We start from the raw sequence: 420 nt of genomic DNA, 5'->3' as shown, positions 1-420 counted from the left end.
GCGAGCACAATGCTGTCTGCTTCAATTTCACGCAATTCGCCGTCAACATACACAACGGCTGTCTTTTCTGTCGCATCTACTATTTTTGAAGAAATGTAGACCTGAACACCTTTAAACGGTACGAGTCTTTCCAGCATATCCGAGTTAGCGTGGCAAAGCGGACCATTAACTGCCAGCAGTTTGTCCTGCATTTCCACAAGCGAGACATCTTTTCCCTTTTCTGCAAGGTTCAAAGCCAGTTCGCAGCCGACAAGACCGCCGCCGACAATGACAACATGTTGCCCGGCATCCACTTTATCGAGCAAAACATCTTCTGCTGTCAATACTTTGTTTTTTCCGTCGAGCGGCAAAATTTTCGGATTCGAACCCGTTGCAATCAGCACGGCATCCACGTTTGCAGCCAAAATGTCTTCTTTTGTC

The 420-nt window shown here is 47.1% G+C and carries 1 protein-coding gene; it reads right to left on the bottom strand.

The window, feature by feature from the left end; translation table 11 throughout:
* A partial coding sequence (locus tag ACLWS4_RS37565) for an FAD-dependent oxidoreductase (RefSeq protein WP_416876513.1) occupies window positions 1–392 on the bottom strand: 392 nt, incomplete at its 3' end.
* Window positions 393–420: the final 28 nt, after the last annotated feature.

Source organism: Kitasatospora sp. SC0581, assembly GCF_048159585.1.
Classification (GTDB): Bacteria; Actinomycetota; Actinomycetes; order Streptomycetales; family Streptomycetaceae; genus Kitasatospora.
This window is presented reverse-complemented; position numbering and strand designations above follow the sequence as displayed.